8 protein-coding genes and 3 pseudogenes are annotated in these 17,910 nt (G+C 37.1%); 2 read left to right on the forward strand and 9 right to left on the reverse strand.

Annotated features, from left to right (window positions below; genetic code table 11):
- Nucleotides 1–141: 141 nt before the first annotated feature.
- The 7 genes and pseudogenes from FTT85_RS16135 to FTT85_RS16165 form a co-directional block, all read right to left on the reverse strand.
- Nucleotides 142–1,065: pseudogene (locus FTT85_RS16135) on the reverse strand (RHS repeat domain-containing protein); the annotation flags it as partial.
- A 64-nt stretch (nt 1,066–1,129) separates the two neighbouring features.
- Nucleotides 1,130–1,606: a hypothetical protein gene (locus FTT85_RS16140; RefSeq protein ID WP_180183975.1), complete on the reverse strand. Its 477-nt coding sequence runs from the start codon at nt 1,604–1,606 to the stop codon at nt 1,130–1,132.
- 72 nt (nt 1,607–1,678) lie between these two features.
- On the reverse strand, nt 1,679–3,391 hold the full coding sequence (locus FTT85_RS16145) for an RHS repeat domain-containing protein (RefSeq protein ID WP_373886901.1): 1,713 nt from the start codon (nt 3,389–3,391) through the stop codon (nt 1,679–1,681).
- 292 nt (nt 3,392–3,683) lie between these two features.
- On the reverse strand, nt 3,684–4,910 hold the full coding sequence (locus FTT85_RS16150; RefSeq protein ID WP_373886902.1) for a tetratricopeptide repeat protein: 1,227 nt from the start codon (nt 4,908–4,910) through the stop codon (nt 3,684–3,686).
- Nucleotides 4,867–9,798, reverse strand: coding sequence for an RHS repeat-associated core domain-containing protein (locus FTT85_RS16155; RefSeq protein WP_180183976.1), 4,932 nt, complete (start codon nt 9,796–9,798; stop codon nt 4,867–4,869). Before FTT85_RS16155 ends, FTT85_RS16150 begins: the two co-directional genes overlap by 44 nt.
- Nucleotides 9,799–9,862: 64 nt before the next feature.
- Entirely contained in the window at nt 9,863–13,279 is a 3,417-nt protein-coding gene (locus FTT85_RS16160; protein WP_180183977.1) for a type VI secretion system Vgr family protein, read from the reverse strand.
- A gap of 387 nt (nt 13,280–13,666) precedes the next feature.
- A pseudogene (locus FTT85_RS16165) lies at nt 13,667–13,937 on the reverse strand (transposase); the annotation flags it as partial.
- 505 nt (nt 13,938–14,442) lie between these two features.
- Here FTT85_RS16165 and FTT85_RS16175 point away from each other — a divergent pair.
- Nucleotides 14,443–15,747, forward strand: a complete 1,305-nt coding sequence (locus FTT85_RS16175) for a type II toxin-antitoxin system HipA family toxin (protein WP_180183978.1) — start codon at nt 14,443–14,445, stop codon at nt 15,745–15,747.
- Nucleotides 15,740–16,018, forward strand: a complete 279-nt coding sequence (locus tag FTT85_RS16180) for a helix-turn-helix domain-containing protein (RefSeq protein ID WP_004871362.1) — start codon at nt 15,740–15,742, stop codon at nt 16,016–16,018. The genes FTT85_RS16175 and FTT85_RS16180 overlap by 8 nt, the downstream gene beginning before the upstream one ends.
- Before the next feature lie 15 nt (nt 16,019–16,033).
- On the opposite strand, the gene FTT85_RS16185 is transcribed toward FTT85_RS16180, so the two are convergent.
- Both FTT85_RS16185 and xseB read right to left on the reverse strand, forming a co-directional pair.
- Nucleotides 16,034–17,245, reverse strand: a complete 1,212-nt coding sequence (locus FTT85_RS16185; RefSeq protein ID WP_111886099.1) for a tyrosine-type recombinase/integrase — start codon at nt 17,243–17,245, stop codon at nt 16,034–16,036.
- Nucleotides 17,246–17,687: 442 nt separating this feature from the next.
- A pseudogene (xseB, locus tag FTT85_RS16190) lies at nt 17,688–17,783 on the reverse strand (exodeoxyribonuclease VII small subunit); the annotation flags it as partial.
- Nucleotides 17,784–17,910: the final 127 nt, after the last annotated feature.

A 17,910-nucleotide genomic window follows, 5' to 3' on the forward strand; every position in this document is an offset into this window, starting at 1 on the left:
GAAATTCATGCACGTGTAGCAGTCCTCAACAGATTTACGGAATTAGGTCGACCACTTACCCAAGTTACGCCTTAAATTTGGCTCAATTAGGGGGCTTTGTATTTCAAATCTTTGTGCAACAAAGCCGTCTTCAAGCAATGCATTAGTGGCTTTTATTTCTATAGCTTCACCCCATGCATCCTGTTTTATTTCCCAAACACACTCACCTAACTCATTAGTCAATTTTTGTGGCGTACCCACTTGGTCACAGTGATAAAAAGCAACTCGTTCCAACTCAGCTTTATTCTTTCGGGTTTCTGTTTTCCAAATCGGATCTTTATAAACCGAATAATCCTGATGCTGAAATTGGGCATAGTCAGGCGTTTCTAAAAGCTTGATAAACCCTGTATAGCTTGTTTGCAGTAGTAGTACAAAACTCTGTGGTTCATAGACATAATGCTTAGTGTAGTTTTCGTCTAATTTATTAGATTGCTGTGACTCCCAAATCATCAAGTCACCATCCCAGCCAAATATAGTCAGGGTTTGCGCATTTTGATTTTTCTTATATAAACGCCTTCCAAATACATCATAACCATATTCAGTCGCCTGACCATTAAGCTCACTTTGGATCAAACGGTTCAGGTTATCCCATGTCAGTTTTAATGTTTTACCTGCATGGCTGCTTTCAATTACATTGCCTTGCGCATCGTATTTATAGTTTTTACCCTTATATTGAGCAATCAAATTACTTTTCACTTGAGACGCCTGCGTGGCAATCGGGTCAATCAAATTCCCCGCAGGGTCAAAAGCAAAACTTTCCGTTTTATGCACACTTTGGCTCTGTATCAAACGGCCAACCGCATCATATTGATAATTCAGCTTGCCTAAACGGCTGTCATCCACCTGAGTGAGTAGATAATTTTGATCATAATGATACTGCCGTTCCGCCTGATGCTGTACTCGCCCTAGAGTCTCTTGCTCTGGCTGAATCAGCTGCGAACTGAGTAAGCCTACATCATTATAATTTTTGGTTTGAATTAAACTATTTTCCAACATGCCTGTGGTTTCAAAGTATAATTCATCACGATGGCGTATCGTTCAATCAAAGACATTATACTTTATATCTTGATTTACTCCGTGAAAACCCTCTTTAGCTTTCTAAGCTCCTACTATAATAACCATCCATACAATATTCAATTCCATAAACATTAAAATTCAATTCAAGTGCCCAATTATCATATACGTCATATTTATATAAATTACCATTTGAATCATAATGTTTTGACTGACTTGGATACAAAACAGATAAAATTTGATATTCATTTAAGCAAAACTTATATAATCCATCATGTTCATCAACCAGCTTCCAACCATCTTTTTTTAATTTATCCTTGACTTTATTAAACTGGGAAATATTCATATTCTTTTTATCAATATCAATCGACATATATTGTGTAACATCTTTTTTATCAATAAGATTATATGATTTTGGCTTATATTCACTAAAATAATTATCAATAACTTTTTTAAAGTCTTCTTTATATATTTCACCTGCTGGTTGATTGCTTTTTTTTAAAATACAACCCGAAATAAATACAGTAAATAATATTATTAAGATATTTTTCATTACAACATCCTTATTTCTTTTTTAACAAATTTAGTTCATAGCCACTATCATTACCATAACCAACAGAATAATCTATTCCTGATGACCCAACACCAAATTGAATACCTTTAATCCCATTTTTATCAAAAAGTTTTTCACCATCAGGAATAACCACCCCCCTCTTACCCCTCTATAACCAACAGCATAAGTTTCTGATTTTCCAGTTAAAAATGAATTTAAAGCTAGCATAGGATCACGTATTTTCTTATTTGCGACATATCCTCCTACACACTCCCCCCCTTTTGAAAATAAATTATTTTTTGCCAATTTACTAAAATCTTTTAATGATATAGGACCTTTATTTATGGTTTTAATCATTGCAAGAGGAGCAGCAATAGGACTAGCAGAACCTGTACTAAAGACCTTGCCATTATACAAATTAACAGCAAAACCACCAGCAAAAGGCCCAACTCCACCAGAACAAGCAATATATTCAATTAATTGCTCTTCGCAAACTGCCTGATTTGCATGATGTTCATCCATAATTTCACCAAATATTTTAGCAGCTTGCCTTGCACTCTTATCCTCATTTTGTCTATATTTCTTCTCCTTAAGTATGCCTTCATTCAAAGTCCGTGTATATTTAGCTAAACCGTCTTCTAGTGGTTTTTGCTTCTGTAACCCCATCGGATCTACCCACTGATTCGGATCACTTACATAAGCTAAGTTATTAAGTCCTCCTTCTAGCCCAATTGGATCTTTACTTACATATCTCGCACTAAACGGCTCATAATATCTATAACGGTTATAGTGCAAACCTGTTTCACTATCGTAATATTGCCCTTGAAAACGAATGTTGGTTTGCTCTAATAAATTTTCAGTGGTCTTAATCTCTAAAGTTGTACCCCATGTATCTTGCTTAATACCCCAAATACATTCACCTCGCTCATTACTAAGCGTTTGTGGTGTACCAACTTGGTCACAGTGATAAAAAAGCACCCGTTCCAATTCAGCTTTATTTTTTCGTGTTTCCGTTTTCCATAGCGGATCTTTATAAACCGAATAATCTTCATGCTGAAATTGAGCATAGTCAGGGGTTTCTAAAAGCTTGATAAAACCTGTATAGCCTGTTTGCAGCAGCGGTACAAAACTTTGTGGTTCATAGACATAATGCTTGGTGTAGTTTCCTTCAAAGTCTTTAGATTGCTGTGACTCCCAAATCATCAAGTCACCGTCCCAGCCGAATAAGATCAGGGTTTGCGCATTTTGATTTTTCTTATATAAACGCCGTCCAAATACATCATAACCATATTCAGTCACCTGACCATTACGCTCACTTTGGATCAAACGGTTTAGGTTATCCCACGTCAGTTTTAATGTTTTGCCTGCATAACTGCTTTCAATCACATTGCCTTGCGCATCGTATTTATAGTTTTTACCCTTATATTGAGCAATCAAATTACTTTTCACTTGAGACGCTTGTGTAGCAATCGGGTCAATCAAATTCCCCGCAGGGTCAAAAGCAAAGTTTTCCGTTTTATGCACACTTTGGCTCTGTATCAAACGGCCAACCGCATCATATTGATAATTCAGCTTGCCTAAACGGCTGTCGTCCACCTGCGTGAGTAGATAATTTTGATCATAATGATACTGCCGTTCCGCATGATGCTGTACTCGCCCTAGAGTCTCTTGCTCTGGCTGAATCAGCTGCGAACTGAGTAAACCTACATCATTATAATTTTTGCTTTGAACCAATCCATTAGCGAGCATCCGCGCTGTTTCACGGTGTAAGTCATCGAATGCCACCTAGAAGAATTAATTAAGCTATCATCGTTGCAAATTCATATAACCAAGATGCATTGCATCAAATTAATTTGCTATAAACTTTGTACAAGAAATTTCCTAAGTCAAGCGGATAAGATTTTCGTAGGAGTAGGGAATTTAAATAAATCCACTAAATTAAAACCTACATTAAATTGGGTAGAATAAAGCTTAATTAACTTTATAAAGTTTTTTTGCAAAAATACCTTATGGTGAATTTAAAACAACTAACAACCTTTAAAAAAAACACCAAATTAATTAAGCTAAGACATATACATTATTTTAAATTATTAAGCATATCTATAGCTGGCTGAAATCCATAGTTTTTAGCATATTTCAAATATTCTTTCGACTTATTTAAATCACGATTAACTCCCAATCCATTTAAATACATATAACCTAAATTTGATGATGCTAAAATTTTAGTTTGACCACTTCCATTATCAAATATATCATTAAATATATTTAGCGCTGCCGAATAGTTTTTCGAACAATTTTTCCCAGATAAATACTCAGAACCTAAACTTAGACCTGAATCTAAATATCCTTTTTCATAAGATTTTTTATATAAATCACATATTTCTTGATTTGGAGTTAAAACTGAATTTTCTTGCAGAATTTTAGCCTTAATCATATATCCAACAGCAATATCATTAGAAATTAGTTTATTAGACATCTCATTTGCTTTATTTAAATCTCGATAATTTTCCATATGCTGAATTTCACCTAAATATAATGCAGATAAGTCTACTAAAGCAAATAAAAAACCTTTTTGAATTGCAATATTATTTTTATTGATAAAACCATCAACATCTCCCTTCTCAAAATCAATTAATGCAATTGCAGAATATGAGGCTGGGATATATTTTTTTGATTTATTTAATAATACTAAAGCTTTGTCTAGATCTTTTTCTACTCCAATACCTTTTGAATACCAAACCCCTAAACCATGTATCGCTAATGGATTTCCTAATTCTGCTGATTGCTCTAATAGCTGTACTGTTTGATTTATATCACCTCCTGAAATTTGATTTTGCTGGGCCAACCAAAATATTGCTTCAGGATATTGATTACTTATTGCATAATCAATTAGTTGCATACTTTCTTGTTCATTTTGTTCAATAGACTCGCCATAAAATTTTAAATTACCTAAAACGTATGCATCAGCTGGCCTATTTTTATTGCTTTCTAAACACTCCTTATCTTTATTCTGCACATTCTTCACATTTACGTTACAATTAGGTAAAAATTTTGAATTTATCTCTTGATATATGCTTATAGGAATTCTCCCACAACTAATGGTCCCATATTCATTGGAAATTTCACAATTCATGTATACATAATTAGTATCTTCACTAACCACCTTATTTTTTTTAGTGTTTGTACACCCGCTTGTAAGCAAAAACAACATAAAACTTGATACAAAAAAATATTTCATCATAATATTTAATCCAACAACACTATTTAGGTGTACTACATATAGTAATTTGAGGGCAAATTGCACCACTAGCGCCTGCTGATGCCCCCACTGTTGCCCCAGCCGTTACAGTTTGGTTTTCCAAACTATATATCTCTGATGGAGTTTTAAATCCGAGATTCCTTTTTATCCCAGAAGTATCAAATACTGTTGTACAATTAGATATAGTGCCACCAATTGCAGCACCTGCCGTTCCTGTAGCGCAAGTAGCCACACTAATTCCAGTATTTAACTCTCCAGCACTGTAAAGTTTTTGTGCATTTCCTGTAGCTTGAGCAACTAGTCCCGCAGAAGGACAAAAACTAACAATTTTACAACTTTTTGTTTTGTTATCATCGGTTCTTGATCTTGCAGATCCAGCCAACACATCAACCCCACCTCCTAATTTTAAAGAACCGCCGTAAACTGTCCCTTCAGTTCTAGTCATAATATCTGATATTGATTTTTGCGGTAATTGAGACTTTCCAGGAACATTCATTTGATTAATCCCCATCTGTCCACTATATTCTCTTCTCTTCTCTTCTCTTGCTTGCTCTAACCTTTTATTTTCTTCCTTTAACTTTTCAATCGCTTCTTGTGTTTTTTTTATTTCTAATCTTCTACGTTCAGCAGCAAATTCCTGATTCGCACGCCTATTGGCTTGATATTCTCTTTCCAATACCTTTTGAAATTCTTTATCAATATTAGTCGAATCATCTTTTTTTTGCTTTTGATTTTGTAATCCCATCGGATCAATCCACTGATTCGGGTCACTCACATAAATTAAGTTATTAAGCCCTCCAAACAACCCAATTGGATCTTTACTTACATATCTTGCACTATGCGGCTCATAATAACGGTAACGGTTATAATGTAAGCCAGTCTCTCCATCATAATATTGCCCTTGAAAACGAATATTGGTTTGCTCAAGTAAATTATGAGAAGCCTTTATTTCTAAAGCTTCCCCCCATACATCCTGCTTAATTTCCCATATACATTCACCTAACTCATTTGTTAAAGTCTGCGGTGTACCAACTTGGTCACAGTGATAAAAAAGCACCCGTTCCAATTCAGCTTTATTTTTTCGTGTTTCAGTTTTCCAAATCGGATCTTTATAAACCGAATAATCTTCATGCTGAAATTGAGCATAATCTGGAGTTTCTAAAAGCTTGATAAAACCTGTATAGCCCGTTTGCAGCAACGGTACAAAACTCTGCGGTTCATAGACATAATGCTTGGTGTAGTTTCCTTCGAAGTCATTAGATTGCTGTGACTCCCAAATCATCAGGTCACCGTCCCAGCCGAATAAGGTCAGGGTTTGCGCATTTTGATTTTTCTTATATAAACGCCTTCCAAATACATCATAACCATATTCAGTCGCCTGACCATTAAGCTCACTTTGGATCAAACGGTTCAGGTTATCCCATGTCAGTTTTAATGTTTTACCTGCATGGCTGCTTTCAATTACATTGCCTTGCGCATCGTATTTATAGTTTTTACCCTGATATTGAGCGATCAAATTACTTTTCACTTGAGACGCCTGCGTGGCAATCGGGTCAATTAAATTCCCCGCAGGGTCAAAAGTAAAGCTTTCCGTTTTATGCACACTTTGACTCTGTATCAAACGGCCAACCGCATCATATTGATAATTCAGCTTGCCTAAACGGCTGTCGTCCACCTGCGTGAGTAGATAATTTTGATCATAATGATACTGCCGTTCTGCTTGATGCTGTACACGACCTAATGTCTCTTGCTCTGGCTGAATCAGCTGCGAACTGAGTAAACCTACATCATTATAGGTTTTGGTTTGAACCAATCCATTGGCAAGCATCCGCGCTGTTTCACGGTGCAAGTCATCGCGCTGAAATGCCACCATGTCTTTTTTATTTAACGCAATGCCATAAATATGCCCTGAACCATAACTCAAATTGCTTTGAACCTGTCCATCAGGGCGAATCGTTTGAGTTAAATTTCCCAGCACATCATATTCATAACGCAGCACAGCCGTCAGCGGAGTTAAATGCGGCACTTTATAATGCTGATGCTCACGGACCAATTGGCCAAGCGCGTTGCGATAAAAATCGATTTGACTGTCTTTATTCGTCGCCTTACTCAACTGATGATTCAGGTTGTATTCAAATTCTTCTGTTTGACTTACACGAGTTTGTACATGGGTATAAGTTTTTGAAGCGATTGCACCATCAGCAAAATATGCAAATTGAGTAAACACATTCGGCTGACGGATTTGGAACAGCTGACCGTTTTCATTGTAGCTATAATATTTTTCTTCGCCATCGAAAGCCTGTTCACGTGCCAATTGACCATAACGGTTATATTCAAATAAATATTCTGCATGGTTTTGATTGATCAGCTTTTGAATACGGCCTTGCTGATCCCATTGGTAGCCAATTTGATGACGGTTCGCATCTATACGCTGTTCGAGCAAACCCACAGCGTTATAACGGTACTGCGTGCTTAAACCTTTGGTATCCGTATGCTTGAGCAAGCGCCCTTCTTCATCATGCTCAAATTGTTCTTTTAAACCATCAGGGTAGACAATTGCTTTAAGCTGGCCTTTGTCTTTGCCATCTGTGCTGTAGATATATTTGACTTGCTGTGCATCAGCAGACTGCTGGGCCGTCAGTGCGCCTTCTTCATCATATTCCCATGCGCTTTCTTTACCTGAACAATCGCTATATGCGGTCATTTGCCCCAAATCATTGTATTGAATTTTTTTAGCGCCGCCTTTGGCATCAATGATTTCTACAACTTGATTATCGTTGTTGTATTTATATTGCGTGCTATAACCTAAAGGATTAATTTCCTTCGTTACATTACCGTCTGCATCGTATTCTTTTTTCCAAATATGACCTTCTGGATCTTTGGTTTCCGTCAAATTTCCTGCTTCATCATAGGCAAAACGGATGATGCCTCCATTCGGCTGTACAATTTTAATCAGCTGATCTTGCTCGTTATAAACTTGTTCGGTTTCTAGGCCTGCAAAATCAATTTGACGGGTAATACGTTTTTGACTGTCACGCGATAGCCATTTTTCACGGCCATCGGCTAAGCGTGTGCGATAGGTAAAACCATCTAAGTCAAAATAGTAATAGGTCGGCACATCATAAGCATCATATACAGCAACTTGGCGCAGTCTCGGGTGCCACTCCAAACGTGTTTTAAAACTACCATCATCTGCCCATTCTGCGATGGCTTTGGCATTCGCCTCTTTTGATTCATAATGGATATTTTGCCCACGACCAGTACGGTCGGTATAGCGAGTCAGTTGATGCGCATCATTATATTCATAGCTGCGTACATGGCCATTTTGATCCACTGCCTGAATTAAATTGCCTTGCGTATCATATTCATAACGTGACACTGGCTCTGCCTGTTCATCCACAAAAGCAGCGATAACTTTTACTTGATCATTAAAGGCAAACTTGAGCTGGTGTTTAGCTTTCTTCAATTGAAAATCAATACTTTGCAGATAAGCCTGCTGTTCAAATAGTAAATAACTTAAAGCAACTTTTTCATCTGTTTCTTCATTGAATTGCTGAATCAACTGATAATGTTTTCCGCCATTAAAGCTGTGAAAATGGAAACTCCACGCTGAACCAAAGTTTAGTAGCAAATCTTCATTTTCTAAAGGTTCTACCGTAAAGCCTTCATAAGGCACCGTGTATGCTTCATACAGGATTGACTCAGGCAACTGATGCTTGCGCCCATTACTGTCTATAAATAAGTAGCCATTTTTATTTTGGCTAATGACATTCGAAAAAGGCATCATCCAACGCGCGCCCATCATGCTGCCATCAAACTCATGCATTTGCGAATTATATTGACGGCTGAAGCTAAAGCCCACTTTGGGTAAGTAGAAATCAGTATGATTGACTCGTTCTGCGCCAATGGAATAGCTGATACTGTGCTTAGATTGTGAGTCAGCTCCTTGGCAAGGCGGATTATTCAGTGCATCGGCCTGTAAAGTTAAAAACTCTAAAGTATCACCTGTTGTATGCTGCTCATGCTCACCAGTTTGATTTAAAGGAACGCTGGCACTGGCTTTATTGCCTTGTTTTTTGATGGCTTTTAAGGTTTCTTGTATCAACCAAGCAATACTATATTTTGTACCTGTATTTGCTTGTTGCTGAATTAGATTCGGTAAAAGCGATTGTGCTTGTTGTGCTTCCAACTGTAAAGATGTGACCCCTGTTGGCTTTTTAAGTTTCGGTATCAGACTAGCAAGCGCACTGGTTTGTGTCAGATCAATCAGCGGTTTCGTCCAGTTACTAAATTGTTCCGTTGGATCTCGTTTTTCGGCAGTTGCGTCAAAATTAATGGTTGGTGATACCAGTCCTGATTTCGTTTCAGTTGCAAAGGCTGAGAGTATGGATATACCCAATGTGCTTGCACCTGAAAGCAAGGTAGGTAATTTAGCTTGTGTTTCAGTCAGGAATTTTTCTATATCCCCTGCCATTTGCGCATTTAAATGCAAAGACATGCGACGGATATCGGCTTCTTTGACTTTACCATTTTGCGGATATAAACATTCAGCCATGAGTCCCAATAAAGGACGTAAAGCCATTCGTACATGAGCTTCGGCTTTGGGTTCTAAGTATAAACCAATCAAGTTCATACAAAGTAAAGCGCCTTGCTGTACTCCTGACTCACCTTGTTTTTGCTCAGTACAAAACAATAGTAAATCTAAGACTGAACCTGAAAGTGCAAAAATATTGGCAACCGTTGGTACATTAGCAAGACTTTTCAACTGCCCTAAGTTGGTATTACCACATTGCTTTAAATAGTTTTCAATTTGATGTGCAATAAATTTATGATCTTCAGTATGCGTCACACTCTCTAAGTTAAAAATCGCCAGTTCAACTGCTGGCTTAGTTGTTGTCTGTTGTTCTTGTTGAACATTTTGCTCAGTTGTCATGTAAAAACCTATTACTCAAATTCTAAATATTTAAAACTGTGTTTGACGCTAGCTTTAGCAAACGCTAACCATTGTTCTTTTTCGGTCGTGTAGTTTCGCTATAAGTGAGATAAGGGCTTGAATATTGCTTCCTATCTACCCAATCATCGTCACTAGCAAGGACTGGTATCGCTTGTGCTGGTGCCGCTTCTACTACTTTTATTTCAGGCACTTTAGGCACCGCGACTGGTGCAGCTGTCACATTCGTAGGCGTTGCAGAGCTTTCTCGAATGGTTTCTGTATAGGTCAATGCGCGTGTGGAATAAGAAATTTTACGGCCCACAATGTCCTTATCAATGGTTGCTTGTGAGTTCTGAACTGCGGCAGCCGTTGACTCAGGAACAATGCCATTACTCACCCCAAACCCACCTAATGTGCTTGATAATCCTTGTGCACCCTGACCCAAACTTGCCATTTGTGAAGCAGAAAGCCCCAAGTTGAGTTTCGATGAAATTGTAGATAGTGCAGAGTTCGTGACTTGGTCTTTAAATTGATTTAATGCCTGCCCGCCTAAATCTTTTAATGCATTTTTTCCGATATTTTTTAAAGAATCTGCATTCAAATTGAAGAGATTATCTTTTAACTGTGATGTTAAATTTTGCCCCAACGAACCCAATGTATTTTGTAAAAAATCCGAAGCACCTGGGACCACTTTTTCCGCCCAATCATAGTTGCGGTTAAAATGACTCGCTGAATCCCAAGCACTTCGAGGATCTTTGTCAAACTCAACTTTAGCCGGTCCTGGTGCAATACCCGCTACTTGAGCAAAGCCATTGCCGTCTAATTTTCCTGTAACTTGCTTGCCCAAAGCATCAATCACTTTAAATCCAGTTCCGCTAAAGAAATCTTGACCACCATAGCTCTTAAGCAGTTCTAAGGCCCCTTTCATCGGATTAGAAGCAGGAAGTTGTGCAGACTTACTAGCACTCGATGCTGGTTTAAATAGATGCTGCCCTGCATTTACTTCAAATTTACCGCCTGTCTTAGCAAGAATTCCCGAGCCATTTAAAGTAATTTGGGAAGAAGCTCCTGTGATCACAATCTCTTTAGGACTGCTAATCTCTATTTTGTCCTCAGTAGAAGAAATCGTAATTCCTTTTTTTGCCAAAATATCCAAAGCATCAGACTGTGCCTGAATTTCGACTTTACTTTGCGCCGCTATTGCTTTAATACCACCTTGAGCTGCAAATAAGCTAACCTTACCTAAAGCTTGTCCCACAATATTTTTTTGCGTACTCAGGTTAATGCTATCACCGGCAATTTGGTTGATCATGCCGGTTGCTGATAAATGAATATCCTCTGGTGTACTGAGCGCAATACCATCCACTGAGTTGAGTAAAAGAATGGCTTTTTTAAATTTAGCAATGTCTTTTTCTATTTCACTGGCAAAAGCCTTTAGTTGTTCAACAGATTCAATTTCATCTGTTTTTTGTTGCTTTGCAATATCACTTAAAGACTTACTATTACTATGACTCGTCTCCAGCTGTGTTCTTGCAATCTCTGCATCTAAATGTTCACCATTGGCCTTTTCCTGTTTATAAGTCGACACCAATAAACCTTGTCCAGCTCGTAGCGCCCCCCATTGATCCGTCCTCAGCTCAAAACCTTCACCCCGACTTTCACTCTCAGCTTTTTCTTTAGGATGACTTAAATGCCCTAAATTCAGTTGTGTTGCACCATGACTACTTTGCAGCTGGGTACTAATTTGCCCCGTGGTGTCATCAAAGCGTAATTGACCAAAACCCTCTCCCGCCACTTCTTTGGAACGAATTCCCGCAAGTTTTTTGGTATCGGGTAATTGTCCTTTATTGTCAAATTTAGTGGGACTACGCTGCGCTTCATGAATACGACCCACGACAAAAGGTCGGTCAATGTTGCCATCAAAGAAATCGACGACAACTATTTCACCAATTCGAGGTAAGAAGCGTGCGCCATAACCTTCGCCGGCCCAAGGCGTCAGTACATCAACCCAAGCCGAGTCTGTGTCATTATTATTCGCACCTGCACCGCCATCATGAACATGATCATCGGAACGGGTAAATAGGAAACGGACTTTTATCCGCCCCCATTCATCAACATGGATTTCTTCACCGGCAGGACCCACAACTTTGGCACGCTGTGGATGTGTTACTGGTCGATGTGTAAGTGGATTAAATTCAGGAACGGTCGTAATATTTCGACGTTGCAAAGCCAAGGTATTGGCTTGGCGTTCATCCGCATCGCTTTGTTTGACTTGCCACTGACTTTGATGGATCAGTTGTGTAACTTGATCGGTTAAGTCTTTGGGTAAATTATTTTGGTTATAAAAAGACTTAGATAAAATCAAAAATTCTTGATCGGCACCACGATGCTGGTCAATCTCTGGATGCTCATCCAATTTGAACCAATAACCAACTTGTGTATCACGCACGGTACTTTTAGCAATAAATTGTTTGGCTTGAGCTGCATAATAATCACTAAAATTTTGATTGAGACGTTCAACTTGAGCACTATTAGAGGCAGTTGCAGCATCTTCACCATTCAGATCTTGTATCCATGCAGGGCTCACATGCCATGCCTGCTCTAAGCTTAAGCTCGCATTATCTTGATTTTGACTATGTAGATGCTTGCTTTGTACTGCACCACCACCCTCGTCCTGTTCAAGCACATCCGCCTGCCACCGCTGCACATGTACCGACGTCGGCTGCAGACTGCGCTGACCGATAAAACTGGTCATACTGTCATTTTTTTCAGTCGCACTACTACGATGAAAACGAATATTACGTCGCTCCAAAGCTTGATATTGACTATTATCATCAATCAAACGTAGCTTTTGAGCTGCTATGGGTGTCACAGACGATGTTACAAAAGATTGAGCTTCATCAACCAACCAATGAATGCCTTCACTGCGTAGTAAGCGAGTAATAAAATCATAGTCAGTTTCATTACTTTGCATCATGAATGGCCGGACGTCATACTCTTTTTTTAAGCCACTTAAGTCCAAACTTAAGCTCGCTGCAAAAAGTGGGCTCTTTTTTTGCCATTCTTTAAAAATAATCTCGACCACATCTTTGACCGATTTATTCATAAACACGCGGCTATTACGACGCTTATGCCACAATGCCGTTGCATCTTCTAAGGTCAACTTATATAGCGTTAATGCGCCATCACTTTGGCCTTGAAATGCTTCTGTAATGATCCCGGTAATACGAAAAAGTTGCCCCGCATCGGTCACCTGATCGATTGCGGCTTGCGTGCCAATAAATTGTTTGAGTTCTAAGGTGGCAGAAGTTGAGAGACAGATGAGCTGAACATTCAAACCTTCACTTAAGGCATGTTCCCCATCAATACGTTGCAAGAATACTTGTTCATTCAGCGTGGTATTGGAAAATTGAATATGCAAGGCACGTTTTTGTGGACTAATGCCCAATTTCTCAAGTGCAGAATAAATATTGTTCAGCATGTTTATTATCAAAAATCGATTTTTTATAAAATACGGCGGTATTTAATCAAGAAAACTCATATATTCCAAGGCTTCGGCGCCTGACTTTGTTTGGCTTTATGTAAGCGAAAAGTCCCTTATTGATGAAAAAAGAGACGAATCCACCTCGATACGTCTCTTTCGTTTAATTCAACTCAACTCAAACCCAATACTATTAAGTTACATTTAAAAAAGCGTGAATATTTTCCAATTGCGCTAACGCCTCAAGATGTCCTTGTAAAGCCGCTTTTTGCAAATGTTGTTCTGCAATTTTAAGATCGCGCATCTACCCCGATGCCATGAATATATAGATAAGCCAACTTTCCAAAATATGTTAAAAGGCTAAGTGGATTTCATCGAACTCAGGTTTCTACAAAGTGTAGTGTAATCTGGTGCAGTCCAATCTAGACCGCATAGTTTAATCAGGCTTTGAACAGAGCCAGTGACCATGCGTAAAGACAGACGAAATAGGAATTTAATCATTAAGCAGCATTGGATTGCTGTATCAGAATAGGTTTGATTTCACCCGTGTTTATCAATGGATGGAGCAACCATTGGGTCGCTGAATCAAACCAAATTGATATATTTCCTCGATTGATCAAGGCTTTATTGTAGGTGGACAATTGGTTGTACGATAGATTTTTGGTGTGAGCTTATGAGTATTATATTACTGAATAAGCCCTTAGAGGTAGGTTTGTGCAACAGAGTCCAATTAGATTAAGTTAGGTTTAATAAGTTTAATATATTTCTTTAAACGCTATGTCCAGTGCGTCATCAACAGATTTATCTTGTTGTACAACAATTTGTCTAACTTTTCTTAGCTTCAGTCAGATATAAGACACGCCCATCTTCCTGCATGACACGGGTATGTTCTAAATAATACAGAATTGCTCTTTTTGAATGTAGAATCGCTTTTAGATCAGATGGATTAAGTTATTCCATTTATTTTCTCCTTTTGAATATTTAATCAAAAAAATTGCATAAAGAAGTTAGTAATTTAGCAATACGACAAGTTATGACGTTTAAAATGATTACTTATAGTGCAAATTAAATGATTCTAAATCAGAGTAGGAAATTTAATATATATTTACTATAATAAATAAATATAGCCAAAATAGAAACTAATATTTTATTTTAATACATATATGAATCAATATTGCACACTTCAAATTTTTCAAAATAACGAATGGCAAGATTGCGCTATCGTTGAATTAATTGCTAATCAAGAGCAAGGCTGGAGAGCATCTACACGAACGTCATACTTATTTGAATATGCTATTGAACATATGGATTTAAGGGATGGTCATGCTCTATCATTCCAATTTCCAGTCAATGTACAAAACAACTTAGAAAACCAATGGCCAGCATTTCTCATGGACTTGCTACCTCAAGGCTATGGGCGAAAGGAGCTTTTAAATCAGCTGGGTTTTTCAATTAATGCAGAAGAACAAGCTGATTGGCCCCTACTGAAATCTGGGGCAGGTAATCCTATTGGTAATCTACGAATTAAAGAAGCTTATGACTGGCTTCAAGATCATTTTCCGACAGTGAAACCTCGTGGATTTAGCCTAAGCGAAATAATTGAAAGGAAAGAAGATTTCATTGAGTCACTTGCATCATATGGCTTATTTGTTGCTGGTTCTTCAGGTGTTCAAGGTGAATGGCCTAAACTATTACTAACACAAGGATATGATGGTCTGTTTTATTTAGATCACAGTCTTCCAGATGAACTATCGGCAAAACATTGGCTAGTTAAATTTAGTCGTGGAAATGATCAAAAACTGGAAAAAATACTGTTACATGAAGCAATTTACATGAAAATAGCTCGGTATTTAGGTCTAAGAGTGTTCAAGGACTTGGAACTTCACCAGAGAACGCTATTTATTCCACGTTTTGATCGCCAAATTATCAATGGTAAAGTCGAAAGAGTTGCACAAGAAAGCCTAGCCTCTTTAAGTGGTAAAGCTGGCTTCGGCGTTAAAATGACACATAATCAAATCTGTACATTGATCATGGAGTGTTGCTCATCACCAAAAGCTGAAATTTTTGAATATTTGAAACGAGATATTACTAATGTTGCATTAGGAAATAAAGATAATCATACCCGTAATACCGCAATTCAACGTTTAAATGACGGTACAATTCAATTAACACCCCTCTTCGATTTTGCACCAATGTGGCTTCATCCTGACGGAATTGCACGTACTACACGTTGGGAAAAAGATGACCATGGAGGAATGCCTATATGGGGATCTGTCATAACGCAAATAGAAGAATGTACAGGAATAGATTCAACTGAAATTAAACATACAATGATTCAACAATTGCCACTGTATGAAAATTTGCTCGATGAAATGAAAAAAATAAATATAGATGATGAGATTCTACAAAATAGTCATCATCGTATATTGAATATATGCCAACAGATTCAGGAGCTTTCTAATGGATAAACGTTATAAGCCTATGACGGCAATCGAGCAAATGAATAAACGCTTACAAGTCTTAGAAAATATAAATAACAATCCTGAGTGGCAAATTTACCAGATTGCATCATACATTAGAAAAGAACTACATTTAACATTAAATGAAATGAGTAAAATTACTAAAATAGCACCACAGACTTTACAGAAAATGGAGCAACCTGATAGTAATCCAACATTAGATTCTATAAATAAGTTGTTAAATGCATTTGGTTTAAAATTTATTATTAAATCAAAATAGTTTAATTTAAATTACCTATAAACTAGATTTTGATTTATTTTCTAAATAGTCACCCCACCACTGCATCATATCAGCTCTTTGTTGAATATAATCTGCATGGTTATAACTAGCACGTGTTTTATTCTTATCTACATGTGAAAGCTGAGCCTCAATCCAACTATCTTGAAATAAGCCAGAATCATTTAAAATAGTACTGAATGTTGATCTTAAACCGTGTGAGGATAGCTCATTTGTTTTGTATCCCATCTTGCGAATGGCTGAATTTATTGTGTTAAAATGCAATGGCTTATCTTTAATTTTTGGGCTGGCAAAAACATAACGATCGCCTTGTGACCACTCTAGTGCAGATCTAACAATGCTCACCGCTTGCGATGATAACGGGACTAAAAAATCTGGAATATCATAACCTGCTATCACTTTTCGACGATATTGCTTGATATGTAAAGCAGGTATTTTCCAAATTTTGTTGTCAAAATCAAAATGATGAGGTTCTGCAGACAATAACTCTGCCCCCCTGACTCCAGTATATAATTTAAATAGGATTGCTTTTTTTATAATAGGATCTGTATTTAGTTGAGTTATTCTAAGAATAAAATTAGAAATTTCTTCATCTTTTAAATAGGGATAATTTTTCTTTAATTTCCCTTTCAATAATATTTTATTGAGACCATAAGCTTGATTATAATCACAGTATCCCATTGCAACTGCAAAATCATAGATTTGATTTAAATAGCTATACGCTTTTTTTACAGGTTCCTTAACTCCCCTATTTTCAATCTGCTTAATTACCTTAACTAAATCAGTTCTTTTAATTTTGCTAAAATCTATATCACCAATAACGGGATAAATGTCATTTATTAAACATGCATTCGCCAATTGGATTACACCACCACGTGGTTGATCTTTAAATGAATTATTTGTTTTAAACTCTAACCATTCTTCACAAACAACTTTAAAAGTTTGAATTTTCTCCTGAACTAAATTTTGTGTAGAAAATTTAGTTGCCTTATAGGAGTCTCTGGCCACTCTAGCCTCTTTGAGATTCATCTCAGGATATGTACCTAGAGTGACTCGTGGTCTTTTACCCGTTTCTGCAACTGAATATCGATAACTCCAAGACTTTTTTCCATTAGGATCGACTTTTAAGCTTAAACCATCATCATCAGCTAAAAAGTAAATTTTTTCTTTTGGATATGACTTTCGTACTTGTGTTTCCGTAAGACTCATAAATTTTTATAAACCAGCATAATGATCCCCATTATCTAAATTATATCAAAAATAAGCATTATTATGTGATGCGTATATTACGCATCACATAAATATTTATATATATGTTTTTTATAAATATTTTTGTTATATTCTACATTGTAGTAACCAAAAAAGTAACCACTGTTAAAATCTGTATTAAGCAACAAAAATCAGTGATAGTTAAACACTATTCTGCAATGGGTTTGTTTTACAGACTTAGTAACCGAACCTTAATTATTTGAGGTAATATTTCGGTTCTGTCGCATTAAGTCGATCTTCAGCTACTATTGAATTTTGTAGGAGCTGAATATTTAACCAAGGGGGTCATTTTACACTGCCGTTGACAACAGGATTTAACATGCCAATTACAAGATGGATTTAGAGATCGCTAGACTGAAACGATCTCTATGAATCATACACATTATGATTCTTTAAAGGTCTCATTCAAAGCTTGTTGCACAGCATCCACCCGAGACTTACAAGCTTTATAAGCACTCATCGACTCTTGTACGATTTTCCTCTGTACACGACAAATTTCATAGGATCCTTGTCCTATCAGGCTTTTTCTTTCTTAAAATTGCTAGCACTTTCTTAAATTCTTCTTTTTTTCCAAAACCAATCAAACGTAGAATAGCCATTTGAAC

Origin of the sequence: Acinetobacter sp. YH01020, from assembly GCF_013420275.1 — a bacterium.
GTDB classification, from domain to species: domain Bacteria; phylum Pseudomonadota; class Gammaproteobacteria; order Pseudomonadales; family Moraxellaceae; genus Acinetobacter; species Acinetobacter amyesii.